Source organism: Paenibacillus sp. FSL R10-2771 (genome assembly GCF_038000205.1).
GTDB classification, from domain to species: Bacteria; Bacillota; Bacilli; order Paenibacillales; family Paenibacillaceae; genus Paenibacillus_AQ; species Paenibacillus_AQ phytohabitans.
Map to the genome: position 1 here is coordinate 3,760,411 of NZ_JBBOBM010000001.1, position 26,061 is coordinate 3,786,471.

Here is a 26,061-nt window from a genome sequence, read left to right on the forward strand (position 1 = left end):
TTACCGGCAGAATGGAGACTTTTAGGAAGCACTCTAGACCTAAATGTTGTACGTTCTGCAACTCTGACCGATAAATAGCCGGGCGTTCGGCAGGATTGTTGTAGAAAATACAAGAATAATCCGGCTAAGCCGCTTGAAAACGCTGAAATCCTGCATTCTATACAACAATCTTGAATTTCAGCCGCTAGGATCAGAGAAATGTTGTATTATGGGCATGATTTTATACAAAGTTACCCTATCAGGATCTGCATACAAATCATTTGAAATACGCAATAGTTTTCTCAATAAATGCCTTGGCCGATTGAGTCAGAAACCGGTCTGACCGGTGAATGATCTCAAAGTGACGGTATGGCGGATCGTCTGTAATTCGGATGCAGCGCAGTGTCGGTTCATTCATCGCTTGGATCAGAGGATACGGCAGCAGGGTTCCTCCGACATTGGCTTTTACCAGGCTAATAATGGAAGTGGCCGAACTGATCTCCATAATCGTATTTAAGCTGAAGCCATATTTACGGCAATAGTTATCCACCAGTTCTCGGCCTGTAAATCCTTCGGGGAACATCACCGTTTGGATATCACGCAGCTCCCGGATACCAATCGAGCTTCGCTTCGCCCAATCATGATTCTCGGAAACGACAAGCACATATTCTTCACTGCACAAAGAAATGCGTACAAGCCGGTCATCAGGAGCAGACGAGACGTCGATGCCGATGTCTACTTCATTCTCCAGCACTTGATTCAAGACGAAGACCGAAGAGACAACCTTCAGCTGCACCTTGGGGAACCGGGTATGAAAATCTGCCAGCAAAGGAGTAATCCGGTAGTCCAGATCGGAAGGGAGAACACCGATTACCAGTCGGCCCCGCTGATCATTGCGGAATTCAGCTAATGCATCCCGGGTATTCTGTAAATGACGGATCATCTGTACACAGTGCTCCAGAAACAGGTTTCCTGCCTGTGTCATCACAATCCTCTTGCCGACCCGGTCGAATAAGGGAACGCCGAGTTCATCCTCCAGCGCACGTATTTGTTGACTCAGCGTAGGTTGGGATATGCCAAGTTTCTCAGCTGCCCGTGTGAAATGAAGCGCCTCGCACACCGCAATGAAGTTTTCCATCTGACGAATCTCCATATCAGCCACCTCCAATCATTGGTTTTAGTAATCATTTTAATAGAAACAATAATATTGTTCAATCATTCTAATGATTCTATACTTAACCGTGCATCCCCCAATGCTCTGTCACGGGCTCATGCTCACGGGTGAAAGCCACAATACTACTACCACGAGGAGATTCAGAATGAAACTTTTTTACATCGTCTTGGCGCTTATCCTGGCTTCACTGAATTTACGGCCGCCTATTACATCCATTTCTCCTCTAATGAGCACCATACAAAATGATCTGGGTATAAGCGGGATTACCGCCAGTCTGTTAACCACACTTCCGGTATTATGCATGGGCCTATTTGCTCCGTTCTCCGTTAGATTAAGCAGAAGGTGGGGAAATGAAGGGGCCATTGTTCTGGCTCTAATCCTCATCGGGCTGGGTACGGGATTACGCTGGTTTGTGGACACAACTCCATTGATGATGTTCACTTCTTTTATGTCGGGTGTAGGGATCGCCTTGGCAGGACCGCTGTTGTCCAGCTTCATCAAACAGCATTTCCCTGACCGGGTGGCAGCCATGGTAGGGATCTACTCTACAGCGATGGTGGCAGGGGCGAGCATTAGTGTGGGACTATCGGTTCCGCTTCAGCATCTGCTGGGGGGATCATGGAGGAGCTCACTGGCTGTATGGGCATTCCCCGCAGCCATTGCATTGCCTGTCTGGTTGCGGTTAGCCTGGTCTGCGCACACAGACCGGCAATCCGGTATAACTAAGAGTGTACTTCATGCACCTCTTCCGGTGAAGAACAGGCGTGCCTGGGTGCTGACCCTATTCTTCGGGCTGATGGCAGCGATCTTCTATTCCTTAACCGCCTGGCTCGCGCCAGCCATCCAAAGCCAGGGGTACAGCCAGGAGACGGCCGGAAACATCCAAACCTTATTCACATTGATATCGCTGCCCTCTACGTTGTTCATACCCATGCTTGTACACCGCTACCAAAGACGTGTATTCTGGCTTGTCGGGTGTGCGTTAATGGAGTTGACCGGTGTCCTGATGCTGAACCTATCCGTTAGCCCTTGGCTCGCGGCGGTCCCGCTCGGTATTGGTGCGGGCGGAATGTTCCCTATTGCATTAATGTTGCCCATTGATGAAACAAGCAACGCCCAGGAAGCCAGTAGCTGGTCTGCAATGACCCAATCCGGCGGTTATATTCTCGGAGCGCTTGGGCCGCTGGCCATGGGCTGGTACTACGATGCTACGGGCAGCTTCGTACAAGCATTCTATGGTTTGGCTGGCATCATCGTACTTCAGATTATCGTTCAATTGGCAATAGGGAACAAAAAAAGTTCTCCATAATAAAAAACAGCGGCAGCCAGGGACTATAGTTCGTCCTTTGCTGCCGCTGTTTCATATGATCATAGCCACCGGGGAATGTAACGTTACTTGTTCTCCGGTGAAACCTGGCTTCCCCAGACTGAGATGCCTTCCGCCGACAATGCCGTGAATGTCATTACATTACTTCCAGTGGCTTCATTCCATTCGCGCAGGAACACTCCGCTGTACTCCGTCCCGTCTATAGTCAGCTTCGCACTATGCTCATCACCCAGGCTCCATGTACCTGTTACTGCGCCGCTTATCGTACCGTCTGTATTCAGCTTAAGGAGCTGCGACTCTACAATCTCTGCAGTAATATCTTTGCCGTGATTGATATATTTGTACTCGCCGGCCACATCCCTACCGGAGTACTTGCCGATCTTCTCCCCGCTGTAGCGGTGGGGCGCCACTACCGGCCAGCCCGCTTCGTTCAGGAACATCTGGTGTACCCGCACTTCATGCTGCTCGCCAAGATTCGGGAACCGGGTATGGAAGATCAGATAATACTGCCCGCTCTTCTCATCATAATATGCCGAGTTATGTCCGGGAGAGACATACCCTGCACCGCTGGCTGAAGGTTCCTGATCCGTGTTCAGGAACTCATAACTCCCCATCAGCTTCACTCCGTAAGGTGCATATGCCGGATCATCAAACAGAACACCAGCCGTCCCCCGCGCGTCAATCATAGCTTTGCCTTCAGAATCCTCAAACGGTCCGTCCGGGTTCTTGGAGCGTGCAACACGGATATTATAGCCGCCATTCGCATCGAGCCCGCCGTAAGACAGGAACAAGTAGTAGTAATCCGTCTCCGGACTGTACAGCATATAAGGCCCTTCTATCCGGGCATGATCCGCCCCCAGCAGCTTCTTGCCATACCCTTGGTCTGCCAGCGGAAAGCCCGTAGCCGGGTCCAGCTCCAGAATGAAGATGCCTCCGGAATACGAACCGTATACCATCCACAGCTTGCCGTTCTTATCAAAAAACACATCAGGATCTACTACATTAGGCTTCTCGGTAGCATCATAGACCTCACCGTCATCTCCGGTGCCGGCCATACCAGATTTAAGAATAATTCCTTTATTCTTATAAGGGCCTTCGACCTTGTCAGCGGCTGCGATGCCGAGTGCCGACAGCGGAGAATCTCCCCGGCATGCATCGTAGTACATGTAGAACTTCCCGTCCGCCAGCTGAATGACATCAGGCGCCCACAGGGTGTCCGATTGTGCCCAGCTGAGAGTCTCACTGAGTTCCTCCGTTACATTGGGGATAAGCACGTTGTCATCCGTTACCCCGGAGGAAATCTGAGTCCACGACATCAGATCCTTGGATTTGGCCGAAGCCAAATGCGAGCCAAACACATAAAAAGTATCGTCAGCCTTGATCACGGATGGATCGTGTACCGATACATTCTCAAACTCAGGTGTGCCTGCAGCATTCCCGCCACTGCAGGCAGACAGCAAAGCTAAGGATATCAAAGCGGTTAGCGTTCTTGTTCTCAACTTATAACCCCCTTATGTATACCCTTACATTTTGCTGCGCAATGACAAATTAGTCAATACTTTTATTTATATATATTTGTATTATTTTATATTTATATAAACTTAAAGTCAGGCAGATCGGCCGGGCATGTTCTTTGCGGTAACTTTAAGCTTCGTCCACCTTCGAAGAAACTCATTGCTTCCTGAATCGTCAAAAAAGCGCCAAGCCGCAATCGGCCTGACGCTAATCTTAATAGTATGTGCTATAGCCCGGTTCTTAATACTCGCTGCTGTTCTGCACGAGAACCGGCTCCGGATAGGCATTGCTCAAAACGCGGCGCTGCTTCTTCACGACATCCGGCGGTTCTACCGCAGGTGCCATCGGATGCATCAGCCAGGACTTCACAAGATGAGTATCGGAAACCTTGTACATTGGCGGTTCTTTCTCCATGTCAATCGCCATGGCATATGTGCTCCGCAGTGCGAAGGCATCACCCTTAGGCGGCTTGATCAGATCGGGAGGTGTTCCCGGAATCGCTGTAAGCAGGGAACCCTTGCTCTCAAGGCTAGGCATGGAAGCCAGCAAGCCCCAAGTATACGGATGTCTCGGATCATAGAAGATCTCTTCCGCTGTGCCCATTTCAACGATTTGACCAGCGTACATTACGGCAACACGGTCTGCCATTCTCGCCACAACCCCAAGGTCATGGGTGATGAAAATGATCGCTGTATCAATCTTCTTCTGCAGGTCCTTCATCAGATCCAGGATCTGTGCCTGAATGGTTACGTCAAGCGCGGTTGTCGGCTCATCGGCAATCAGGAGCTTAGGGTTAGCGGCAAGTGCCATAGCGATTACGACACGTTGGCGCATCCCGCCGCTGAACTCATGCGGGTACTGCTGGAAACGGCGTTCAGGTGAAGGAATTCCCACCAGATTAAGCAGCTCGATGCCGCGTTTGTAAGCAGCTTCTTTTGTAATTTTCTCGTGCTTGAACAGTACTTCGGTAATCTGTCTGCCGACTTTCATCATCGGATTCAGCGAGGTCATCGGATCCTGGAAAATCATACCGATCTCTTTACCGCGGATTTTTTGCATTTGCTTCTCATTCTTGCCGATCAGATCTTGTCCATCGAACAGAATCTGTCCACGCTTATATTCGCCCGCAGGCTGAGGAACCAGCTTCATGACTGCTTGCGAGGTTACGCTCTTACCGGAACCGGATTCGCCTACAATCGCCAGAGTCTCCCCTTTATTTACATGAAAGCTGACACCACGGATTGCTTGGACTTCTCCTCCGCGTGTTCTGAATGATATAGCTAGGTCTTTTACCTCTAAAAGGCGCTCCATCCTGTCACCCTCTCTGCTTCTTTTCAAATTATGATAATAATTCTCAGTAGCCAAAAAACACGCAATAATATTATTTTATCTATCATTAGGGGGTCACGTCAAGATTTTTCTGAAAACGTCACCGTAACAAATCATCATTCTCAGCTGCGGTTATGTCTTGTCCTGTTCTTCATCATGCCCCATACAAGCAGTGGTGTCAGGATCAGCATGAGCAGCACCGACCACCCTATGTCAGCTTCGCTGACAACATTCTCATACAGCAGGCGGTAAAAAGCATATATCGAGTACGGCAATGCTACGAGCACAGCAGTCACTACACCCGGGGTATACAGCCTCAGAACAATACTTTGTGCCAAATGTGTGAAGACATGCAGCAGAAACACAGCGAGCACGGCTAAGTAGAGCCAGTAGAACTCTAAAAACACCGCAACGAAGGTTACCCCCACTATCAGAATATACACGAAGAGCACATCCATAGCAAAATTCCTGGTGGTCATGCCCATCATAGGCGCCAGGCGCTTCTGCAATGACGGGGAAAGCGACGATGTTATAGCTGGACCGTGTTTGTTCCCCCATGCCTCAACTGTAAGAATTTCCTCAAAATCATGAAACATGAAGAATACAGGCAGCAGCCAGAGCAAGCTTGTTACGTCCATATGTATTTGCAGCCAGTTCAACATCATAACATCCGTCTCCTTTCGCGGGAAAGTTGTCATCCGGTATGTTCTCTGCTGCCCGTCGTCCCTGCCTTACTTGCGGGAATAACATTCAATGAAGTAAATTAGATCAATATAGCATTCATACAGCCTGATCTGGGAGCTCAGATGTTTCTTCACTTCATTATAAGGATCACCTGAGAGGTTCACCATGAGAAAATACTCACTCCGAATCAGGCAACTCCTCTCGATTCTACAATCCCTGCAACCATCGATGAAAGCGAGGTAAATATTATAATGATCATAAAACCCAGAACGCGCGGTTTCATCTGTACGACTGCCCACCCCGCAGGCTGTGCGCATCAGGTACAGCAGCAAGTGAACTATGTACAAAATCAGGGAAAATTTACAGGCCCCCGCAATGTACTCGTAATCGGGGCTTCAACCGGGTATGGACTTGCAGTCAGGATTGCTGCAGCCTTCGGTGCAGGAGCAGCAACTGTAGGTGTCTATAGACCCAGCACAGCCAGCGAGACGAGGACGGCCTCCGCAGGCTGGTATAATTCCGCAGCTTTTGAGGAAATGGCCTATACAGCCGGCCTGCGCTCCTACAGCGTATGCGGGGACGCTTTCACCGCTGAAACGAAAGAACGGACCATAGAGTTAATCCGCAGGGAGCTCGGACAGGTTGATCTTGTCATTTACAGCGTAGCCTCGGCACGCAGAACAGACCCAGAGACCGGAGAAGTTCATCAGTCAGTATTGAAGCCGATCGGCAGCACTTATACCAATACAACGGTCAATTTCCATACCGGAGAACTAAGCACGGTACAGATTGAACCGGCCACCGAAGCTGAAATCGATGAGACGGTTCATGTGATGGGCGGAGAAGACTGGCAGCTCTGGATTGAAGCGCTCCGGAATTCCGGTGCTCTGGCGGCAGATGCGGTCACTCTCGCCTTCTCCTATATAGGTTCGGAGCTAACACAGGCCGTCTACCGTGACGGCACCATCGGCCGGGCTAAAGATCATCTGGAAGCCACAGCCTTAGAGCTGAATGCCCAATTATCACCAACCGGAGGCCGCGCCTATGTAGCAGTCAGCAAGGGCCTGGTCACCCAGTCCAGCTCGGCGATCCCTGTAGTTCCGCTCTACATCTCCGTTCTCTACAAGGTTATGAAGGAACAGGGACTGCACGAAGGCTGCATCGAACAAGCATACCGGCTGTATACCGGTTTCCTGTACAACCCGGAAGGGACTCCGGTAGACGGACAAGGGCGCATCCGGATTGATGATCATGAGATGAGCCCCGCTGTGCAGACAGAAGTGGACCGCATCTGGCCCAAGCTAAGCACGGAGAATGTCTATCAATATTCCGATCTGGACGGCTACAGACGTGAGTTCTTCCAGCTGTTCGGCTTCGAGACTGGCGGCGTTGATTACGAAGCAGACATCAACCCGGTCGTAACCATCAGGAACAGGTACTGAGTACTAAGTGCAGACTGACATCCATCTGCTCTGATGTACCCAACAACAGCCAGGAGGCCGGATCTCCGAAGAGAACCGGCCTCCTGTTTGTCTAGTCAGATTACAGATGAGAACAGCTTCCAGGACTCCGCGAGGTTCTCGTGGGCCCAGTTTACATGATTCTCATCCTTATACTGGCGCGAATAACACTCAATAACCATAATAAGATCCAGATACAGGTCGTACAGCCGCTTCCGCAGTAGTTCGTCCGGACTGCTGAAAGCTGTCCCGTACCCCTCATAGAACGCTTCCGAGTTCTCGAAATGCCGGAAATAATACTCCAGCAGCACATCACCCCACATGGCCCGCTCCCAGTCAATAATGGATACGATCCTGCCATCCTGCACAAAAATATTACCGTTCCACAAATCCCAGTGTACAAGACGCGGCTGCGTCACTGCATCCAGCGCCGGCAGATAACGCCCCAGCGCCTGCTCAATTTCCGGCAGCGATGCAGGTAACGCGGCATCCAGTCTCACAGCATCCTGAAGCACATTCAGCAGCATCGCCTTGAAGGTCTCCCTCCAGGACATTCCGCCTCCGGCAGGATCTGCACCGAATAATCCAAAAACTGGCCCTTTAATCTCATTGATCAGACGCTGGTACCGCCCGAGTTCATACTCAATGGAAGAACGCTGCTCTGGAGACAGGCTCTCCTTCACATCACTGTACGGCTCACCTTCAATCTTCTCCATGAAGAAATAAGGGCATGGAATCAGCAGCAGGCTCTCATCATAACTGTAGACTTCAGGCACAGGAATCCCGCCTGCAGCACGGACCAGGCGGAGCGCTCCGACTTCAGCACGCATAATATCCTTCTCATAGCTAAGCACTGCTGTCCCCGGCCCAGGAGCAACCTTAAGGATGACCGACCGTCCATCGCTCAGCTCCAGATCATATCCTGTATTAAAAAAACCTCCGGTCAGCTCTCTGCTGCCGACAACCGCTGCATCTGCACCGAAGGCGCTTGCTGCTAATAGACTCAGCTCCCGGTCATTCAGCTTGACCTTGGTGAAGCTCTCCATCTGTTAGACCCACCACATCTCGGAAAGAGGCTCTTCAATAAGTACCTGGCGGAGATTGTCTACAGCCTTGGAGAAGCCTTCCTCAATAGACATCAGGCCGTCTTCGTGTTCAATGCTGACCACATAGTCGTATCCTACAAGGCGGAGCGCACTCATCATGTCCGCCCACACCTTGACATCATGTCCGTAGCCTACGGAACGGAACTGCCAGGCGCGGTCAAGCATATTCGTATAGGACTGCATATCGGTCAGGCCATGCTTGTTGACATTGACCGGATCAATTACCGTATCCTTCGCATGGAAGTGATGAATTGCGCCTTCACGGCCCAGAATATGAATCGCCTGTACCGGATCAATGCCCTGCCACCACATATGGCTCGGGTCCAGGTTCGCGCCAATGGCTTCCCCTGCAGCTTCTCTTAGTCTCAGCAGCGTAGCTGGCGTATGCACCGAGAATCCTCCGTGCAGTTCAAGGCCAATCTTCACATCATGCTCAGTTGCGAAAGCAGCCTGCTCCGTCCAATAAGGGATCACTTTGTTCTCCCACTGCCAGGTCAGAATCTCCTGGTAATCATTCGGCCATGGCGCAACCGGCCAGTTCGGATATTTCGCGCCTTCATGATCGCCGGGACAGCCGGAGAAGGTATTCACAACCTTAACACCCAGCTTCTGTGCCAGCTTAACCGTGTTCACGAAATCCTCATGGTCCTTGGCTGCCAGCTCCTTCTGCGGATGCAGCGGATTGCCGTGGCAGCTAAGTGCACTGATAATCAGACCGCGGGATTCTACTGCATGCTTGAATTCCTTTAGCGCTGCTTCATTCTCAAGCAGCAGCTTCGGATCGCAATGGCTGTTGCCGGGATAACCTCCGGTGCCGATCTCAACTGCCTTCAGCCCTTTGGATGCTACGTAATCCAGCGCTTCCTCCAGCTTGCGGCCGCCGAACAATACCATAAATACTCCAAGTTTCATTGATGTTGCCACCTCTCCCTGATCAGTTCTCGTATCTTGTTATGCACCGTAGATATCGAAATTCTTGATGGTCTCATTCTTCTCTGCCGCTTCAAAGATAGCTTCAATCAGAATAAGCACACGCAGCACTTCAGCGTTCTTGACAATCGGTTCAGCTGTACCTTCGATTACAGCAGCCAGATTATCATAGAAGCTGGAGGATAGCTCAGACGCCGCCGGCAGGTCTCCGGCAATTGTCGAGCCTTCCGATGGCGGAGCCATCGTCTTGGTTAACCCTACACCTGCACGGATCGGTGTCGGTTCTATTTTCTCGGATGCATTATTGCGGGTGACTATTCTTCCTCTCAGAGACCAGTCCTCAATAATAGCCGTTCCCTCAAGCCCCTTCACATACCATCTTGGCAGCGTGATAAAGTTGGTGGTTCCGACTTCAACGATGGCTTTGATCCCATTCTCAAACTGCAGGCTGGCCTCGAAACCGTCATCCACATCATTGCCGAGAATATAGCTCAGGCTGCTGCTTACGCTTGTGACTTTGCTGTCAATCATGAACAGCAGCTGATCCAGCAGATGAACGCCCCAGTCCAGCAGCATCCCTCCGCCCTGCGCCTTCACATGACGCCAGTCGCCGGGAATCCCGTTAGCACCATGCACCCGGGACTCAAGCTGGAAGAGTGATCCAATCGTCTCCTTCTCATACATCTCCTTGATTACGCGGAAATCCTCATCCCAGCGTCTGTTCTGGTGCACCATCAGCACACGTCCGGCCGTATCTGCCGCTGCCTGCATCTCGGTGAATTCGGCCGAAGACATGGCCACCGGCTTCTCACAGACCACATGCTTGCCCGCCTGAAATGCACGAACAGCAATATCCTTGTGCACATCATTCGGTGTTGCGATCAGAATAATGTCCACCTCCGGATCTGCCAGTACTTCCTCATAGCTGGAATAAGCGGTGTAACCTGCTTCGGCAGCCAGCGCGCGCCGCTCTTCCAGCAGATCGAAGGCTCCGCTCACTATCACGCGGTCGCTTTCTTTAATTAATTGCGTGTGATAGCTGCCCATTCCGCCGTAACCAACGATAACTACAGTATGTTTGATTGAACTCATGGATTCCACTCCTGTTTTCTCTAATAGTCGCGTGAACCGGAGATGCTCTTAGTTGTCAGAACTTCCGTCAAAATAAACGGCACGTCCGGTACGTGCTGATTCATACACTGCTTCAAGGATCTGGGTAACAACAAAAGCCTGCTCCGGCAATACAACCGGATCTTTATCTTCTCTTACCGCTTCCAGCCACAGACGCGCTTCACGGTCAGCTTCAGTCTCAGCAGCACCGGAGTAGAAGGCTACTCCGCCTGATCCAAGATCAACTTTGGTTTCGTACAGGCGTCCGGCACGTTCGCCGTTCAGACGCAGGCCATCCTTCATGTCTGCTCCGCCCTCCGTACCGGCGAGCATTGTCTTGGCTTCACCAAATTCTGACACATTCAGCGCCCAGCTGGCTTCAAGCACAATTGTAGCACCGTTCTCCATTGTAATGAAGCCGAATGCGGAATCTTCAACCTTGAACTGTTCCGGATCCCATGGACCGAAGGCATTCGCCGCATTCTTCTTCTGGCCCAGCTTGTGGAAGGTGGAGCCTACAACCATACGCGGTTTGTAGTTATCCATCAGCCAGAGCGTCAGATCCAGTGCATGTGTACCGATATCGATCAGCGGTCCGCCGCCCTGTTTCTCTTCATCCAGGAATACGCCCCAAGTCGGAACGGCACGGCGGCGAAGCGCAATAGCCTTACCGTAATAGATATCGCCGAGTTCTCCGCTCTCGCACAGCCCCTTCAGATAATCACTGTCTGCACGGAAACGGTTCTGATAAGCAATGGATAATTTCTTGCCAGTGCGCTTGGCGGCATCCAGCATTTCCTTCGCCTGGGCAGTGGTCTTCGCCATCGGCTTCTCGCACAGCACGTGATTGCCGGCTTCGAGGGCGGCCACAGTGATCTCGGAGTGGCTGTCGTTTGGTGTGCATACATGCACGATGTCGAATCCGCCGGCAGCCAGCAGCTCACGGAAATCGGTGAATACAGCAGCGCCTTCCGCTCCGTAAGTCTTGGCAGCCTCTTGAGCACGTTCTTCTACGATGTCACAGAATGCCACCATTTCGGCATCCCTCTGACGGGAAAGACTTGGCATATGTTTGCCGTTTGCGATACCACCGCAACCGATAATAGCAATTTTGAGTTTGTTAGACATGAATATTTCCTCCTTGATTACCATATGATTTGATCCAATTCAAACTGTCAGCTACACTGGCAAGCGGTGAACGGCTGCAATAATCCTGTTCAACCACTGCCCATTCCACACCAGCCGCCGCGGCTGCTTCAATAATTGCAGCCAGATTGACTTCGCCTTCACCCAAGACCACAGTCTCCGGAGAACCGTCTTCGCGTTTTTTCAGGTCCTTGAGGTGGATGATCGGCAGCCGTCCTGCGTATTTATTGATGTATTCTACCGGATCATATCCGCCATAATACACCCAGCATGTATCCATTTCCACTTGAAGCTGCTCAGCAGGCACCTCATCGAACAGGTAGTCAAAAGCTGTGCGGCCGCCCACCTTCTCCGTGAATTCGAAATCATGATTATGATAAGAAAGAACCGCCCCGCCTGCCCGGCATTTGTCGCCGATCAGCCGCAGGTTCTTAGCCACTTCAGGCCAATTACGCTGTTCTTCCGTCAGAAAAGGCACGATCAGATTGCGGTTGCCAATCTCCAGATTGAAGCTGATTTCCTGTTCCGTATCGTTCAGCATAACATCGTACGGGCGATGCGCTCCGAGAGCCACGAGTCCTGTTTCCTCAAGCAGTGCCTTCACCTGCCCGGCCGTCCGGCCGAAATAGTGGAAGAATTCCACACCGCTGTAGCCCAGTTCGGCAACCTTGCGTATTGTCCCTTCGAAATCCTGTTCCAGTTCGTCTCTCAGCGTATACAGCTGAAGTCCTACCTTCAACATTATTGCTCTCACTCCTAAGTTTGATCCGAGAGTCCGACTGATCTTGCCGCCACCGCCCTTTGCCCCGCACCTATGCCAGGCATTCCACCTGAACAAACGGGCTGTAAACATAGGATGTAATATAGCTGTCTATCTGTCATCCGCTGCCTCCAGTGTTTGCCTATGTAGCGATCAGAGCCGCAATACAGCCTCCCCCACATCATTTGTATGTTTTTTGCTTAGGTACATGGTAATATGAAAGCGTATATAATAAAATGAATAATATGATTAAAACATGAACAATCTGCTTATCATTTAACAACAGGAGGACTCATGACACCTAACGCAGCCTGCCACATCCTATCCGCCGGATTCTCCTTCCACCGCAAGCCGTTTCATATGTCCCGCAGCGAAGGCGTCCAGTATTATCTGCTGCGCCTCCAGACCGAAGGACGCAGCCGGACGATGGAAGGCGGAGTCATCACTACTGTCGAGAGCGGCAATCTGATGCTCTTCGCACCGACCGATCCCTACTACTTAAGTATCGACAAGGAAGTCTACCCTGTCGGCAAGCCGCGGATTGAGAGCGGCGACTATCATATTTTCTGCAGCGGCCCCTGGATTGAAGAATGGTGGGGACGCAAGCATCGCCCGGCTGTACTCCGGCTGCCGCTCAGCGACCATATTCTTGGCCTGTTCCGCCAGCTTGTACTGGAGCAGCGCCGTCTATCAGATTCTTCACCGGATATCTCCGCGTGTTATCTGCAGATTCTATGTATGGAGATTGACAGGCTGATGTCCGAGCAGCCGGCAATTTCACCCAAGGCCTATCTTGCTTACCGGATGAAGCAGTATGTCGAGGAGCATGCCGCGTACGCCTTCCGTCTGGAGGATGTGGCCGGCCATGTCGATATTTCCGTCTCCCGCGCGGTTCATCTGTTCAAAGAAGCGTTCGGCACTACGATTGTGAAATATGTAAATGACGTCAGGCTGGATATGGCCAGGGAGAAGATCACCTTCAGCCCGATGCCGCTGGAGCATGTATCTGAAACTTGCGGGTTTGCCAACTATACGTACTTCCACCGTGTCTTCCGCAGCCGGTTCGGAATGTCACCCAAGCAGTACCGTATCCATAGCAGGGCGCAGGCGTAAGGTCACGAGACCAGTAGGCATGCAAAAGGAGCGCCATCACTATAGATCCGCTCCTTGTGTTTGACTTTATTCAATTGCTGGCGCTTGCCGGGTGTCGTCCGTACATGCTGGGAGATGGCGCCGTAATCCTGATTCATCCTGCGGTTTCTTTCGGCACACCAGGTGCCGGAGCGTTCTGCCTTCAGCAGAGCTTTTTGTGTGCGTGTACGTGCCATAAGCGGCAACACTCCTTTGTTATAAGCATATTCAGTACATGCGGTACTGTTAGTTTAATTTTAACATAATCACTATACCGCTGCCCGGTATAATTAACTATAATAGTTTATTCCTTTGTGGTCAGTTACACTGCCTTGTCCTCAGCTTGCAGCGGTACAGCTTGTTACAGTATTCTTGATGGACAAGGTACATGTGTCTGGCAGAAGAAAGTCATCAGTTATACTTAGAATGGAATAGGCAGAATCAGGAGGAGATATTAATGAAATACGATGTGCTGTATGACGGCGCTTTTGCCATGCTGAAGGTAGTCCTGGAGTCAGGAGAAAGTGTGAAGGCGGAAATGGGGGCGATGGTCGCCATGTCGCCGAATGTGGAGCTGAGAGGAACGGTAGACGGCGGTATTATGCGCGGACTCGGCCGGATGCTGAGCGGGGAGAAATTCTTCTTCCAGGAGCTGACCGCCACCCGCGGACAGAGTGAAGTGCTGCTCTCACCAGGGGCAATCGGGGATATTCAGGCCATTGAGCTGGACGGCTCGTACAAGCTGATGGTGCAGAAGGATGGTTTCCTGGCTGGAACCCACGGTATTCAAGTGAACACCAAAATGCAGAATCTGACCCGCGGCTTATTCTCCGGCGAAGGCTTCTTCATTGTAGAAATCAGCGGCAGAGGTACGGTCTTCCTCTCTTCCTTCGGAGCCATTCACGCCATTAACCTCGGCCCTGGCGAGGAAATGATCATTGATAACGGCCACCTCGTGGCCTGGCCGGATTATATGGATTATAAGGTGGAAAAGGCAGCCTCCGGCTGGCTGAACAGCTTAACCAGCGGGGAGGCACTGGTCTGCCGGTTCCGCGGCGAAGGCGTCGTTCTGGTACAGACCCGCAATCCCGGAAGCTTCGGGACTTGGATCAAGTCCTTTGTGCCGAACCGGCCGTAGCAGCGGCGGGCTGCCGATTCCGAAATTTAAAAAAGATTGAACCTGTTAATAGAAGAATCACAGGTTCAATCTTTTTTGGAAATTCATCCGCGTTTGACCGGGTACTTAAGCCATCAGCTTGTCGAAATGACTGGAAATGAGCATAATCATATCTTCCGGTGTTACCATTTCGGGATAGATTACACTATGGACGACCAATCCGTCTACTAATGCATGCAGCGTCTTGATTTCCCGGTCCAGATCCAGGTCCTGTCTTAGCAGATTCACGGCATCCAGGTACTCCATCATCTGGCAGAAGCCGCTATACAGCCCGTTATGTACTTCCTGTTTCAGCGCCTGTATGGCGGGGTCCGCTGCTGCCCGTCCGACAAAAGCCAGCCAGACCTCCGCTTCCGCCCTCCTCTCTTCATCAATGGGCATTAATTCATGAATCAGCCTTTCCACGTCCTCACGGGGATTCCCCGAGTATTGAAAGACCTCAACTCTCTGATAACTTCGTTCACTCACCAGTCTCATGGAGAAGGCAAGCAGCTCGGATTGGCTGGCAAAATAATGCCGCAGCGATCCCAGCGACATGCCTGCCTCCTTGGCAACATTCCGCACGGATACAGCTTCCAGACCATCACGCCGGATGATCCGCCAAGCCGCCTCCGCCAGATGATTACGGCGTTCATCATGGTCCACTTTTTTTGGCATAACGTCATTATAGCATGTGCACCAGCGTCATATCCCTGCTCCATAAGTCGCAAATGCGCTGATTCTCCGCTGCAGTCAAACAAAAAGACGCCGGCTGTTAAATCAGCCATGCGTCTTTGAATGTGCCCCAGCTGCGGCTCAGGATACAGCCCGGCATTCTTTATCGCCCTTGCAGCCGTTTCCCTTGCAGGTATTATAGGTGCCTTTGAAATCAAGCCGGTGATCGGTCACACTGAAGCCGTACTCACGGGCCAGCCGCGCTTCAAGGTCCAGCAGCCAGTCATCCTTAATCTCCTCCAGCTTGCCGCATACACTGCAGATCAGGTGGTGGTGCATATGAACATGATCGTCACCGCGCAGGTCATAGCGGGCAACGCCATCGCCGAAATTCATCTTTTCTACAATATGAAGTTCACACAGCAGCTCTAAGGTACGGTATACGGTCGCAAGTCCCAAATGCGGATAACTGCGCTTGACCAGCATATAGACCTCTTCCACACTTAAGTGATCCTTCTCGTTGTCCAGTAATACTCTTACTATAGCTTCGCGCTGAGGCGTAAGCTTATAATTCTGCGCCGCAAACTGCTGGCTGATATTTGCTACTCGGTTCACCCGGGTTCCCACCTTTCCGGAAGTTGAACAATTCCCGACAATAATTAGTAATCTTTACGATATAAGCATAACAAACTTGTCCGTCAAAGAAAAGGCCTGACACCAGTATAACATCACTTTTCCCCAAAAACGTATAAATAGGTTCTGCGGATTATGATTATATTATTGCCGGCTAGTCTTACGCCCAATCCGAAGTGCGCCCTCCCTCCATACCTTATATAGACTAAATCTCTTATAAGTGAGGATGATCCGGATGGTGAAAATAAAACCTAAGCAGACCCAGCGGCTTGTAACAGCCCGTGTACTGCGCAGAGTAGCCACGGCCATGCTGCCGTTCTACCGGAAAATTGCCGGAAACAGCAGTTATGCCGCTGATTGGACAACCGCTGTTGTCTCCGCAGATCTTGATCTGATGGGCAGCCTGCTGGCCAGAATTCCCACCCTTGCCAGGGTAGAGAATTATGGGACGAACGGCATCGGCTATTTCATCTCGTTTCCTTTTCCGCTGCCGGTTGCGTTCTACACGAATGGAACAACGATTCCGCCGGGCACGGTCCAGTTCACCTTCAGTACAGCAGCCCACCGGAGCATCGCACGGGCCGTTATTCCGCTCTACCGGGAGCTCTCTGTAAATAACTGCTTCGCGGAGAGTCTGGCTGCAGCCATCCGGCGCAGAGACCGCGGTGCGGTAACAGCGATGGTACGCAGCCTCGTCACAGCAGATTCGCTGAAATCCGTAACCATTGAAGACAGCGGGATCGCGCTGCTGTTCAGAACCCGGTTCAGTAAATACCCTTACCGCAACCTGCTGTTCCAGGAAATGATGTAAAACGTCTGCAACCTTTTTTATTGTCATTGCGTCATTAGAGTCAAGTTGAAACGGTTACGCCGTGCTGTAACGGACAATCACCGGATCAGCGTGAAATCTAGTGGTACAACCTACAATAGAGGTGGAATTCAGATGAGTATCAAAAAAAACACGATCGCAGCTTTTACAGCCGTAACGCTTCTTACCTTCTCTTTCGGCGGACAAATTTTTGCAGCCGGCAGCAGCTTTAAGGATATTGACAGTGTAACCGGTAAGGACAAAATCAACTCTCTGAAGCAGCAGGGCCTGATCAAAGGGATATCGGATACCCAGTTTCTGCCCGCATCCACTGTAACTACAGCACAAGGCGTTCAGTTTATCACGGGCGGACTCCAGCTTAGCCTGGCCGCAATCAGTTTCAACAAGGCTCCCGTAGCCAGTGCGATCTTCTCCAAAGTAAAAGACAACGCCTGGTACGCAGAAGCCTTCATCAATGCACACTATAATGACGTGGATATTCCCGCTGATATTGATCCATCCAAACCGATTACCAAAGAGCTGTTCACCAGCCTGCTGATTCAGGGCGTTGAGAAGGCAGGCAACCTGCCGATGATCAACATCGTGCCGGTGGACATCGCCGATGCAGATGCGCTTGAGCCATCCTACCAGGGCACTATCCAGCGGTCCCTGAAATACAACATCAATACACTGGATGCTAACGGCAAGTTCAACCCGAAGAGCCAGCTCACCCGCGCCGAAGCGGCAATTATGCTCTACAACGCACTGGACTATTTGAACTCACGCAGTGATGGAGCAACACAGAACTAACTAATGGCTGAGTAATCCTTCGTGCACTCCCCCGCGCATGATGAATTCACAAGCAGAAAAGGCAGTCCGGGATTCCCCTCCCGGACTGCCTTTTTGCATTAATGCCCACATTCGTTTAGTCTTCTCCGCTGAGCCGGTTCAGGAACTGCAGGGCGCGCGGATTCTTCGTCTGCTCCAGCACCTGCTGCGGAGTTCCCTGCTCCAGAATGACCCCGTTATCCATTAAGATGATCCGGTCGGCCACATCGGCCGCGAATTTCATCTCATGGGTAACAATGACCATCGTCATTCCTTCCCGGGCCAGCTGCTTGATGACCTTCAGCACCTCACCGACCAGCTCCGGATCGAGCGCCGAGGTTGGCTCATCGAACAGCAGCACCTCCGGCTCGACCGCCATCGCCCGGGCAATCGCCACACGCTGCTGCTGGCCGCCGGACAGCTGATGCGGATAGGTATCCGCCTTGTCGGCCAGCCCTACCTTGTCCAGCAGGGCAAGCGCCTTCGTTCTGGCTTCCTCCCTGGAACGCTTCTGAACGGTCACCTGGCCCTCCATTACATTACCGAGCGCCGTCATATGCGGGAACAGATTGTAGGACTGGAAGACCATTCCCGTCTGCTGGCGAAGAGACAGCACGGTACGCTGTGGAATTTTGCCGCCGGGAGTGAAATCCAGCTTAATATTATTCAGAGCCAGGCTGCCCTTGTCGGGAGTCTCCAGCAGGTTGAAGCAGCGCAGCAGGGTGGTTTTGCCGGAGCCGGAAGGTCCGATAATGACCATCACCTGGCCATGCTCAACGGTAAGATCAACCCCCTTCAAGACCTGCAGCGGACCGAAGGATTTATGTAAATCACGTATTTCAATCATGGGTATGCCTCCTTAACTGGCCGAATACCGGTCCAGCCGCTTCTCCAGGTATTTCTGCAGCACCGATAATACTGAGCAAAATAACAGATAGAATAAACCCGCTTCGCAATACAACAGCAGCGGTTCATAGGTGGTGGCTGTAATTTGCTGAGCTTTTCTGAACATTTCTACATATGTGATGCTTGCTGCAAGTGATGTATCCTTCACCAGACTAATAAATGAATTGGATAATGGCGGAACCGATACCCGGGCAGCTTGAGGCAGAATCACCCGCCGCAAAGCCTGTCCACGGCTCATACCGACGGAGAAGGCAGCCTCCCATTGCCCTTTATGTATGGAGAGAATAGCTGCCCGGACAATTTCCGAGGAGTATGCCCCGACACTAAGGGTGAAGCCAATCACAGCTGCGATGAACGGATCAAGCACAATACCTACCGTAGGCAGCCCGTAGAAAATAATAAACAGCTGAAGCAGCAGCGGTGTTCCGCGGATGACCCAGACGTAGAAGCCGGCAATCAGCTTCGGAATTCTCCAGGAAGAGAGCCGCACAAGTGCAGTAACTATAGCAAGTGTAAGCCCAAGTGCAAAGGAGACCAGGGTCAGCGGAATGGTAAAAGCCACCCCGGCTTTGAACAGAGGCAGCAGTGAATCGAGAAATATTTGTATTTTGCGGTCATCCATCGTTCTGACATCCTTCTTGGAACGGCAAGGCGGAAGCAACCAGCTCCGCCCTGTGTCCATAAGTTATTTGAGACTGCCGTTACACAGGAAAGCTTATTTCGATACATCAGCACCGAAGTATTTCTCGGAAATCTTCAGATATGTGCCATCATCATGCATGGCAGTCAGCGCTTCATTCACTGCCTGCACAAGCTCATCGTTACCCTTCAGGAAGACCGCTGCACTATACGAGCCTTCTGCAATCTCATCCACCTGCTTGATCTTGATATCAGGCTTCTGCTTCTTCAGATCCAGGAAGGACAAGCCGTCATTAACGGTTGCATCAATTCGGCCGGAGGTCAGCAGATCAATTGCCTGATTGAAGCCTTCTGTGGATACAATCTCTGCACCGTTATCCGTTGCAATCTGTCCGAGGTTACTTGTCAGGGACTGGCCGGCTTTCTTGCCCTTGAGGTCCGCGAATGATTTGATATCTTCATTATCTTCACTGACGATCAGCACAGCCTTGGATACGATATACGGGTCGGAGAAATCATATTTCACTTTGCGCTCGTCCGTAATGGAAACTTCGTTGAAGATCGTATCGAACCGCTTGGCATCCATGCCGGCAAAAATACCGTCCCACTGAGTCTCGATAAACTCGGCTTCCACGCCCAGACGTTTAGTTACTTCTTCAGCAATTTCCACATCGAAACCAGTCAGCTTGCCGTCGGCATCATGATATGTGAACGGGGCATAGGTGCCTTCTGTTCCGATACGCAGCTTGCCGCTGGCTTTGACAGCTTCCAGACTATTCTGCTCAGCAGGTGCTGCACTATCCGTAGCCGCCGCAGTCGGTTCAGCCGCCGCATTGCCGCCTGTTGCTGAATTATTGTTATTGTTGTTGCCGCATGCCGCAACCACGGCCATGGTCAGGAGCAGCATAATTGTCAGACTAAGTTTTTTCATAAGATTAATCCCCTCTCATCTCTCTTTATGTTCCGGACTTGCCGGCAAAATGAATCGTAACACTGAGCTGTTACATCCGTCAATAACTTTTTCCGATAATAAACATCGGATTTATGTTATATAGGTTTTTGATAGTTTAGCTTGCCCCGAAATTGCATTTCTACATCAGTGGAAGACAAACTAAATGATCCACAACGCAAAACAGCGACCCTCCAGTAACGGAGAATCGCCGCCTTACTTCTTATGAAAGTGAATGCACCTATTAACCGTGCATGATTTCAGGCAACGCTTTCTCCCTGGAGCCTCCGCTTTCTGGTTTGCGGCCCCTGCGCAGCAGCAGTCCAAGGACGGCGCCGCCTAAAGCTACAAAAATCATAATGTGGAAGGTGTCGGCAAAGCCTTGGGCCAATACAGTCTGCTTGGCCAGCTGCAGGGCTTCCTTCGAGACTCCGTCCACCGTCTGCCCGGCAGCGGCTGCCGCCTCCTGCATTTCAAGACCACGCGCGGAGGTTCTGGCCGTCAGAATCGTAACCAGTGTTGACACTGCAAGTGAGTTAATGACCTGCTGCATGGAGTTGGTGAGTGAGGTTACCCGGTTGACCAGATTGCCTGGCGCCTTGTTCAGCAGATGCGTATTCATCGGCATCATCATCATCCCCATCCCTGCACCGCACATGATTAGCGGAAGAATGAGATCACGGCTCTGGGTGGTCAGATCGACATGGGAATACTGAAACAATGCGCCAGAGACCAGACTGAGTCCGCAAACCACCAGCCAGCGCACCCCGATCCGGTCGAACAGAATTCCGGCAATTGGCATCATCAGCCCGGAAGCAATGGCCTGCGGCAGCAGGGTCAATCCGGTATCAAATGCGCCGAAGCCGCGGGCCTGCTGCAGAAACTGCGGCAGTAGAAATAAAGCACCATATAAGCCGAACTGGGCGATCCACTGCACGATAATTCCGGTGGTGAAATCCACGGATTTCAGAATCCTCAGCTCCAGTAAAGGGGTCCTGGAACGCAGCTCGGCAATGACAAAGGCAATCAGTGCAACAGCTCCCAGAGATAACCCGATTAGCGTTTTGTCCGCGGTCCAGCTCTGCGCACCCTGACTTACACCGTAAGTGAGTGAAGCAAAAGCCAGTGGTCCGAGCACCATTCCGAATTTATCCATGCCGGGAACGGTGTTCTTCGCCGCATTCGGCAGCTTTCGCAGCCCGATCAGCACACAGATAATACCGATGGGGATATTAATCAGGAAGATCCAGCGCCAGGAGTGGTATTCCACCAGCCAGCCTGACAATACAGGACCAATCGCCGGAGCGAACAGCACGGGAATTCCCATAATCCCCATAACAACGCCGACTTTACTCTTCGGAGCCAGTCTGTACACATAAGCCATCCCGACCGGGAGCACACAGCCCCCTCCAAGACCCTGCAATACCCGGAAAACGACCAGCCATTCTGCACTGCTTGGCGTTGCACACAGAATGGAGCCGATCGTAAACACAATAACAGCTGTCAAAAAGACGTTCTTAGCCCCGAACCGGTCAGACAGCCAGCCTGACAGCGGAATGACCGAAGCCTGCGCCAGCATATACCCGGTTACGACCCACTGCAGCGTATGCAGGTCTGTATTGAAATCCACTACCAGTCTGGACAATGCCACATTCATTGCCGTACTATCCAGCACGACCATAAATACGCCGGCAATAATCGCCAGCAGCGGAACTAGAATGCCGGATAACCGGAAATCGGCATCCTGCTTCAAGGTCTGATCCATACTCCTTCTCCTCCTGAAGTGTCCGCTTCAACTACGTTGACCTGCGGGCAGGTTTGTCTATATAATTAGTGAACGGACAATTGTCCGCGTTCGCATTTCATAGTCTACGGACAATTGTCCGATGTGTCAAGCGGAATACGCCAATTCCCCACACTTGATTCGTTTACCGGCAGAATAGAGATTTCTTAGGACGCACTGTAGGCATAAATGTTGTATATTTTGCAGCTTTGATTCATGGATAGCCGGGTTTCCGGATGGATTGTTGTATGAAATACAAGAATAGTTCTGCTAAACTGCTTGAACAAGCTGAAATAATGCATTTTATACAACAATTTGGGATTTAGGCCGATCGAATGAGGGAAATGTTGTATTATGGGCAGGATTTACTTTATATGAAAGGGGATATCATGAAAAAAACAGAAACGGAAGTTGAACCTGTAACATCAGCAGCTCCGGACAATACAGAGAACACAGAGAACAAAGATAACACAGAGAACACAGACATCGCTGCAAAAGAACCCGCCGATCCTTATATGCAGCGGATTCTCGAGGCGGCCCGCCAGCTGTTCACCGAGAGCGGCCTCGAAGCTGTCAGTATGTACGGCATCGCCAAACGGGCCGGTATAGGGCAGGGATCGCTCTACCGCCGCTTCACTGATAAGGGCGAAATCTGTTCGGCCCTGCTGCTGGACAGCACCGAGCAGTTTCTGTCGGGGATGGAACAGCAGCTTGCTGCCAGCGCTGGTGAAACGGCTGCCCTCGCGCATCTGCAGAGCAGCATTGAGCAGGTCGTTGGTTTCATTGAGCAATATGCGGAGCTCTTGAACATGATCAAATCCGAATTCACCGGCAAGAAGCAGCTTACCCAGTTCGAACATCCTTTTTTCCAGCGGCTCGGAGTGATTATGGGTGAACTTCTGCACCGCGCATCCGCGAATGGAGAGATTATCGGGATCGATCCCCGCTTCGCTGCCACAGCGCTGATCTCTGTACTTAGTCCCGATCTTTACCTGTATGAACAGAAACGGAACGGCTCCTCCAAAGAGGAAATCTCGCGGGGAATTGTTGCGTTGTTCATCACCGGCCTCTCCAAGCGCTGAGCACAGGCTCTTTACAAGCGGGGAAATTATGGTATATTAAGTAGCAATTACGAATTCAATAGCACCTGTTATTTCACTAGGGGAGTCGGCCGACTGAGACGGAGCTTAAGCTCCGGACCCTTGGAACCTGATCTGGATCATACCAGCGGAGGGAAGTGGAGCAGAATGTATCAGCGGTTCCGCGTCTTTGCAAACTGACTGTACCTTCAGGCCCATTCATTTCCTCCGGAAATGGATGGGTCTTTCTTGTTTTCGTAGCGTAAACACTTTTCCCTAAGGAGGCTTGCTTCCCCATCCTATGATCAACATCGCTAACCTGTCCTATTCTTTCGGCGCAGCTTCAAGGGCTCCGGTCTTCTCCGGAATCTCCATGAAGGTCCGCCGCGGCGAGTTCATCTCCGTCGTGGGTGCCAGCGGCTGCGGCAAAAGTACGCTGTTCAAGATTATCGCGGGCCTGCTGGAACCCGGCAGCGGCGAGGTTGCCCTGCATGGGCAACCGCCTAATAACGCCTCGGAGCGGCTCGGCCAGGTCGGCTATATGCCGCAGCGGGATCTCCTGCTGCCCTGGAGAACCGTACTGGACAATTGCCTGCTGCCCTGGGAACTGAAGCGGAACGGCTCCAAAGAGGAAGCCGTTATTCAGATCCGCAGCATGCTGCAGCAGTTCGGTCTTGGTGATACGGGGGCTGCGTATCCGCATGAGCTGTCGGGCGGCATGCGCCAGCGGGTTGCGGTACTCCGCACCATTGCCGCCGGGAATGAGCTGCTCCTGCTGGACGAGCCGTTCGGGGCACTGGACGCCATAACCAAGCGGGAGCTTCACCGCTGGCTGCTGGAATTATGGTCGGGACTGGACAAGACTGTGCTGTTCATTACCCATGACCTTGAAGAAGCGCTTCTGCTTAGTGACCGCATCTATCTGATGACCGGCGGTGCCGGGGGCGGTATGCAGGAATTCATCACCGGTCTTCCCCGCCCCAGACATCATAGTCAGAATTACGAACCGCAGTTTGTTGCCCTGCGGCAGGATTTGGAGCTGAAGCTGTATGACAACCGTCTTCTATAGAAGATTGCTGCGGGAGTACAGCCCGGCTATTCTGCTTGTGCTGCTGATTCTTGCGGTCTGGGAAACGGTGTCCCGGCTGGGGCTGATTCCTCCGTTCATCCTGCCGGCTCCCACTGCCATCTGGATTGCTCTGATGGAAGACAGGCATTTACTCTTCGGCGTTCACCTGCCTGCAACGCTGCTTGAGGTACTAACAGGCTTCGCTCTGTCCGTCTTCTGCGGCAGTCTGCTGGGAACGGGCATGCATCTGTTCAGGCCGCTGGCCAAAGCGCTGTATCCGCTGCTGATTATCAGCCAGACGATTCCGCTGGTTGCCCTCTCTCCCCTGTTTATCATGTGGTTCGGCTATACCTTGTGGAGCAAGGTTGCCGTAGTGTTCCTGACCGCCTTCTTCCCGGTGGTTGTCGGCACCTACGATGGGCTGGGCAAGAATACGGAGCAGTACCGCGAGCTGTTGTTGACGCTTGGCGCGAACCGCTGGCAGATTCTCCGCAAGGCTGCTGTTCCGCTGGCCCTGCCGTCCTTTTTCTCCGGACTGAAGCTGTCGGTGGTGTACTGCGTCATTGGCGCTACCATCGGCGAATGGCTTGGAGGCAGCCGGGGGCTTGGTTATTTCAGCCGGAGAATGGCCGGCAATCTGCAAAGTGCCGAGATGTTTGCCGCTGTTGTGCTGCTGTCCGCCCTTGGGATCACTTTGTTTCTGTGTATTGCTACGCTCGAGAAGTTATTTCTGACGAAAAGAGGACGTTATTCATGACTCCAATCCGCTATAACCGTTATCTCTACCCCCGTAGTGCTCAACCTTATAAGTTGCTGCCTTATGTTTTGCTCCTGTCTGTTCTCTTGGTTCTGCCAGGCTGCGCCGGCAATAACGGGTCGGCTGGCAATAACGTGCCGGCTGGCTCCGGCTCATCATCGGCATCATCCGCTCCGGCGGCAGCCGCAGACGGTACAGCCCATAAGCTGACGATCATGCTCGACTGGTATCCGAACGCCGTTCATTCCTTTTTGTATGCGGCACAGAGTGAGGGGTATTTTGCCGAAGAGGGGCTTGATGTTGAGATACAGATGCCTGCCGACAGCAACGACGCGCTGAAACTGGTAGCTGCCGGACAAGTCGATCTGGCACTCAGCTACCAGCCGCAGGTGCTGATGGCCCGGGGAGAGCAGATTCCGGTCAAATCCGTTGCCGCTCTGGTACGGCATCCCCTGAACCATCTCATGGTTTCCGCAGACAGCGGAATAACCCGGCCCGGGGAGCTCTCAGGCAAGCAAGCCGGTTACTCCTCCATTCCGCTGTATGAAGCCATGCTGCACACTATGATCCAAACCGATGGCGGCGATCCCGCCTCCCTGAAGCTGATTGACGTCGGCTTTGAGCTTATCCCTGCCCTATCCACCGGGCGTGTGGATGGAATTATGGGCGGATTCATCAACCATGAGCAGCTGATATTAGAGCAGGAAGGCCATCCTGTGCGTTCGTTCAATCCTGTTGACTACGGGGTTCCTGATTATTATGAGCTGGTGCTGGTCGCAAGTGACCAGGGTCTGCAGAATTCCTCGGAATATTTCCAGAAGTTCATGAATGCTGCGCGCAAGGGTCAGCAGTTCGTCACTAAGCAGCCGGAGCAGGCGCTGAAGCTTCTGCTGGAGCATCAGGATGCCACCGCACCGCTTGATGAAGCCATCGAGAAGCGCAGCCTGGAAATTCTGCTGCCGCTGATGGATGCCGGTGCACAGCCCTTCGGTTATCAGGTTAGCGTTTCCTGGGAGAATGTGCGCAAATGGCTGAGCGAGGGCGGTCTGCTGGCTGAGGAAGTTGACAGTGCGGATGCTTTTATTAATTTATAGAACATGCTTTCGAAGTTAGTTTTGCGAAATGATC

At 51.9% G+C, this 26,061-nt stretch carries 26 protein-coding genes and 1 riboswitch; of the genes, 10 read left to right on the forward strand and 16 right to left on the reverse strand.

All coding sequences use genetic code 11. The features are described 5' to 3' along the window. Positions 1 to 256: 256 nt before the first annotated feature. A complete protein-coding gene (locus NSU14_RS16205; protein ID WP_336103415.1) occupies positions 257 to 1,132 on the reverse strand; it encodes a LysR family transcriptional regulator in 876 nt (291 codons plus the stop codon). A gap of 166 nt (positions 1,133 to 1,298) precedes the next feature. Between NSU14_RS16205 and NSU14_RS16210 the strand changes: the two genes are divergently transcribed. Further along, a complete protein-coding gene (locus tag NSU14_RS16210) occupies positions 1,299 to 2,462 on the forward strand; it encodes an MFS transporter (protein ID WP_336103416.1) in 1,164 nt (387 codons plus the stop codon). 83 nt (positions 2,463 to 2,545) lie between these two features. Here NSU14_RS16210 and NSU14_RS16215 read toward each other — a convergent pair whose 3' ends face one another. The 3 genes from NSU14_RS16215 to NSU14_RS16225 all read right to left on the reverse strand — a co-directional run bounded on the left by NSU14_RS16215 (position 2,546) and on the right by NSU14_RS16225 (position 5,989). Next, entirely contained in the window at positions 2,546 to 3,979 is a 1,434-nt protein-coding gene (locus NSU14_RS16215) for a glycoside hydrolase family 43 protein (RefSeq protein ID WP_081969977.1), read from the reverse strand. A 256-nt stretch (positions 3,980 to 4,235) separates the two neighbouring features. Next, positions 4,236 to 5,306 (reverse strand): ABC transporter ATP-binding protein, encoded by a 1,071-nt coding sequence (locus NSU14_RS16220; RefSeq protein ID WP_042213143.1) that lies wholly within the window; start codon positions 5,304 to 5,306, stop codon positions 4,236 to 4,238. Positions 5,307 to 5,446: 140 nt separating this feature from the next. Next, entirely contained in the window at positions 5,447 to 5,989 is a 543-nt protein-coding gene (locus NSU14_RS16225; RefSeq protein WP_042136773.1) for an HXXEE domain-containing protein, read from the reverse strand. 270 nt (positions 5,990 to 6,259) lie between these two features. On the opposite strand from NSU14_RS16225, the gene fabV reads away from it, so the two are divergent. Next, entirely contained in the window at positions 6,260 to 7,450 is a 1,191-nt protein-coding gene (gene fabV, locus NSU14_RS16230) for an enoyl-ACP reductase FabV (RefSeq protein WP_336103417.1), read from the forward strand. 95 nt (positions 7,451 to 7,545) lie between these two features. On the opposite strand, the gene NSU14_RS16235 is transcribed toward fabV, so the two are convergent. From NSU14_RS16235 to NSU14_RS16255, 5 genes are read right to left on the reverse strand one after another with little or no spacing between them, the layout of a single operon-like run. Then, complete coding sequence (locus tag NSU14_RS16235; protein WP_336103418.1) at positions 7,546 to 8,514, reverse strand: phosphotransferase family protein; 969 nt, start codon at positions 8,512 to 8,514, stop codon at positions 7,546 to 7,548. 3 nt (positions 8,515 to 8,517) lie between these two features. Further along, the gene (locus tag NSU14_RS16240; RefSeq protein WP_042136766.1) at positions 8,518 to 9,486 is read right to left on the reverse strand and encodes a sugar phosphate isomerase/epimerase family protein; all 969 of its coding nucleotides are present in this window, start codon (positions 9,484 to 9,486) and stop codon (positions 8,518 to 8,520) included. Positions 9,487 to 9,525: 39 nt separating this feature from the next. Beyond that, positions 9,526 to 10,596 carry a Gfo/Idh/MocA family protein gene (locus NSU14_RS16245; protein ID WP_042136765.1) on the reverse strand — a complete coding sequence of 357 codons (1,071 nt, stop codon included), beginning with the start codon at positions 10,594 to 10,596 and terminating at the stop codon, positions 9,526 to 9,528. A 48-nt stretch (positions 10,597 to 10,644) separates the two neighbouring features. Next, a complete protein-coding gene (locus NSU14_RS16250) occupies positions 10,645 to 11,742 on the reverse strand; it encodes a Gfo/Idh/MocA family protein (RefSeq protein WP_340946219.1) in 1,098 nt (365 codons plus the stop codon). Continuing rightward, positions 11,735 to 12,502: a sugar phosphate isomerase/epimerase family protein gene (locus tag NSU14_RS16255; protein WP_042136762.1), complete on the reverse strand. Its 768-nt coding sequence runs from the start codon at positions 12,500 to 12,502 to the stop codon at positions 11,735 to 11,737. The genes NSU14_RS16250 and NSU14_RS16255 overlap by 8 nt, the downstream gene beginning before the upstream one ends. A 312-nt stretch (positions 12,503 to 12,814) precedes the next feature. Between NSU14_RS16255 and NSU14_RS16260 the strand changes: the two genes are divergently transcribed. Then, positions 12,815 to 13,633, forward strand: a complete 819-nt coding sequence (locus NSU14_RS16260; RefSeq protein WP_039303582.1) for a helix-turn-helix domain-containing protein — start codon at positions 12,815 to 12,817, stop codon at positions 13,631 to 13,633. A gap of 2 nt (positions 13,634 to 13,635) precedes the next feature. On the opposite strand, the gene NSU14_RS16265 is transcribed toward NSU14_RS16260, so the two are convergent. Next, positions 13,636 to 13,848 carry a hypothetical protein gene (locus NSU14_RS16265; RefSeq protein ID WP_042136761.1) on the reverse strand — a complete coding sequence of 71 codons (213 nt, stop codon included), beginning with the start codon at positions 13,846 to 13,848 and terminating at the stop codon, positions 13,636 to 13,638. Positions 13,849 to 14,108: 260 nt separating this feature from the next. Here NSU14_RS16265 and NSU14_RS16270 point away from each other — a divergent pair, with 260 nt between their 5' ends. Then, complete coding sequence (locus NSU14_RS16270) at positions 14,109 to 14,789, forward strand: TIGR00266 family protein (RefSeq protein ID WP_340946222.1); 681 nt, start codon at positions 14,109 to 14,111, stop codon at positions 14,787 to 14,789. Positions 14,790 to 14,894: 105 nt separating this feature from the next. Here the strand turns inward: NSU14_RS16270 and NSU14_RS16275 are convergent, their stop codons facing one another. Together NSU14_RS16275 and fur are read right to left on the reverse strand one after the other, a co-directional pair. Then, positions 14,895 to 15,485 (reverse strand): TetR/AcrR family transcriptional regulator, encoded by a 591-nt coding sequence (locus NSU14_RS16275; protein ID WP_042136757.1) that lies wholly within the window; start codon positions 15,483 to 15,485, stop codon positions 14,895 to 14,897. Positions 15,486 to 15,623: 138 nt separating this feature from the next. Further along, complete coding sequence (gene fur / locus NSU14_RS16280; protein WP_042136755.1) at positions 15,624 to 16,097, reverse strand: ferric iron uptake transcriptional regulator; 474 nt, start codon at positions 16,095 to 16,097, stop codon at positions 15,624 to 15,626. A 253-nt stretch (positions 16,098 to 16,350) separates the two neighbouring features. On the opposite strand from fur, the gene NSU14_RS16285 reads away from it, so the two are divergent. Beyond that, the gene (locus NSU14_RS16285) at positions 16,351 to 16,926 is read left to right on the forward strand and encodes a hypothetical protein (RefSeq protein WP_076244748.1); all 576 of its coding nucleotides are present in this window, start codon (positions 16,351 to 16,353) and stop codon (positions 16,924 to 16,926) included. Positions 16,927 to 17,058: 132 nt separating this feature from the next. Further along, positions 17,059 to 17,733, forward strand: a complete 675-nt coding sequence (locus NSU14_RS16290) for an S-layer homology domain-containing protein (protein WP_042136751.1) — start codon at positions 17,059 to 17,061, stop codon at positions 17,731 to 17,733. 115 nt (positions 17,734 to 17,848) lie between these two features. Here the strand turns inward: NSU14_RS16290 and NSU14_RS16295 are convergent, their stop codons facing one another. The 4 genes from NSU14_RS16295 to NSU14_RS16310 form a co-directional block, all read right to left on the reverse strand. Continuing rightward, positions 17,849 to 18,598, reverse strand: coding sequence for an amino acid ABC transporter ATP-binding protein (locus NSU14_RS16295; protein ID WP_042136749.1), 750 nt, complete (start codon positions 18,596 to 18,598; stop codon positions 17,849 to 17,851). A 12-nt stretch (positions 18,599 to 18,610) separates the two neighbouring features. After that, the gene (locus tag NSU14_RS16300; RefSeq protein WP_340946227.1) at positions 18,611 to 19,279 is read right to left on the reverse strand and encodes an amino acid ABC transporter permease; all 669 of its coding nucleotides are present in this window, start codon (positions 19,277 to 19,279) and stop codon (positions 18,611 to 18,613) included. A gap of 93 nt (positions 19,280 to 19,372) precedes the next feature. Then, positions 19,373 to 20,227 carry an amino acid ABC transporter substrate-binding protein gene (locus NSU14_RS16305; protein WP_340946229.1) on the reverse strand — a complete coding sequence of 285 codons (855 nt, stop codon included), beginning with the start codon at positions 20,225 to 20,227 and terminating at the stop codon, positions 19,373 to 19,375. A 262-nt stretch (positions 20,228 to 20,489) separates the two neighbouring features. Continuing rightward, positions 20,490 to 22,010 carry a DHA2 family efflux MFS transporter permease subunit gene (locus NSU14_RS16310; protein ID WP_340946230.1) on the reverse strand — a complete coding sequence of 507 codons (1,521 nt, stop codon included), beginning with the start codon at positions 22,008 to 22,010 and terminating at the stop codon, positions 20,490 to 20,492. A 407-nt stretch (positions 22,011 to 22,417) separates the two neighbouring features. On the opposite strand from NSU14_RS16310, the gene NSU14_RS16315 reads away from it, so the two are divergent. The 4 genes from NSU14_RS16315 to NSU14_RS16330 all read left to right on the forward strand — a co-directional run bounded on the left by NSU14_RS16315 (position 22,418) and on the right by NSU14_RS16330 (position 26,027). Beyond that, positions 22,418 to 23,110 carry a TetR/AcrR family transcriptional regulator gene (locus NSU14_RS16315; protein ID WP_340946233.1) on the forward strand — a complete coding sequence of 231 codons (693 nt, stop codon included), beginning with the start codon at positions 22,418 to 22,420 and terminating at the stop codon, positions 23,108 to 23,110. Between the two features lie 68 nt (positions 23,111 to 23,178). Further along, a riboswitch (TPP riboswitch) is annotated at positions 23,179 to 23,281 on the forward strand. Positions 23,282 to 23,393: 112 nt separating this feature from the next. Further along, the gene (locus NSU14_RS16320; RefSeq protein WP_340946234.1) at positions 23,394 to 24,176 is read left to right on the forward strand and encodes an ABC transporter ATP-binding protein; all 783 of its coding nucleotides are present in this window, start codon (positions 23,394 to 23,396) and stop codon (positions 24,174 to 24,176) included. Then, positions 24,157 to 24,933: an ABC transporter permease gene (locus NSU14_RS16325; RefSeq protein ID WP_340946236.1), complete on the forward strand. Its 777-nt coding sequence runs from the start codon at positions 24,157 to 24,159 to the stop codon at positions 24,931 to 24,933. The genes NSU14_RS16320 and NSU14_RS16325 overlap by 20 nt, the downstream gene beginning before the upstream one ends. Beyond that, complete coding sequence (locus tag NSU14_RS16330; RefSeq protein WP_340946238.1) at positions 24,930 to 26,027, forward strand: ABC transporter substrate-binding protein; 1,098 nt, start codon at positions 24,930 to 24,932, stop codon at positions 26,025 to 26,027. The genes NSU14_RS16325 and NSU14_RS16330 overlap by 4 nt, the downstream gene beginning before the upstream one ends. Positions 26,028 to 26,061 lie beyond the last annotated feature (34 nt).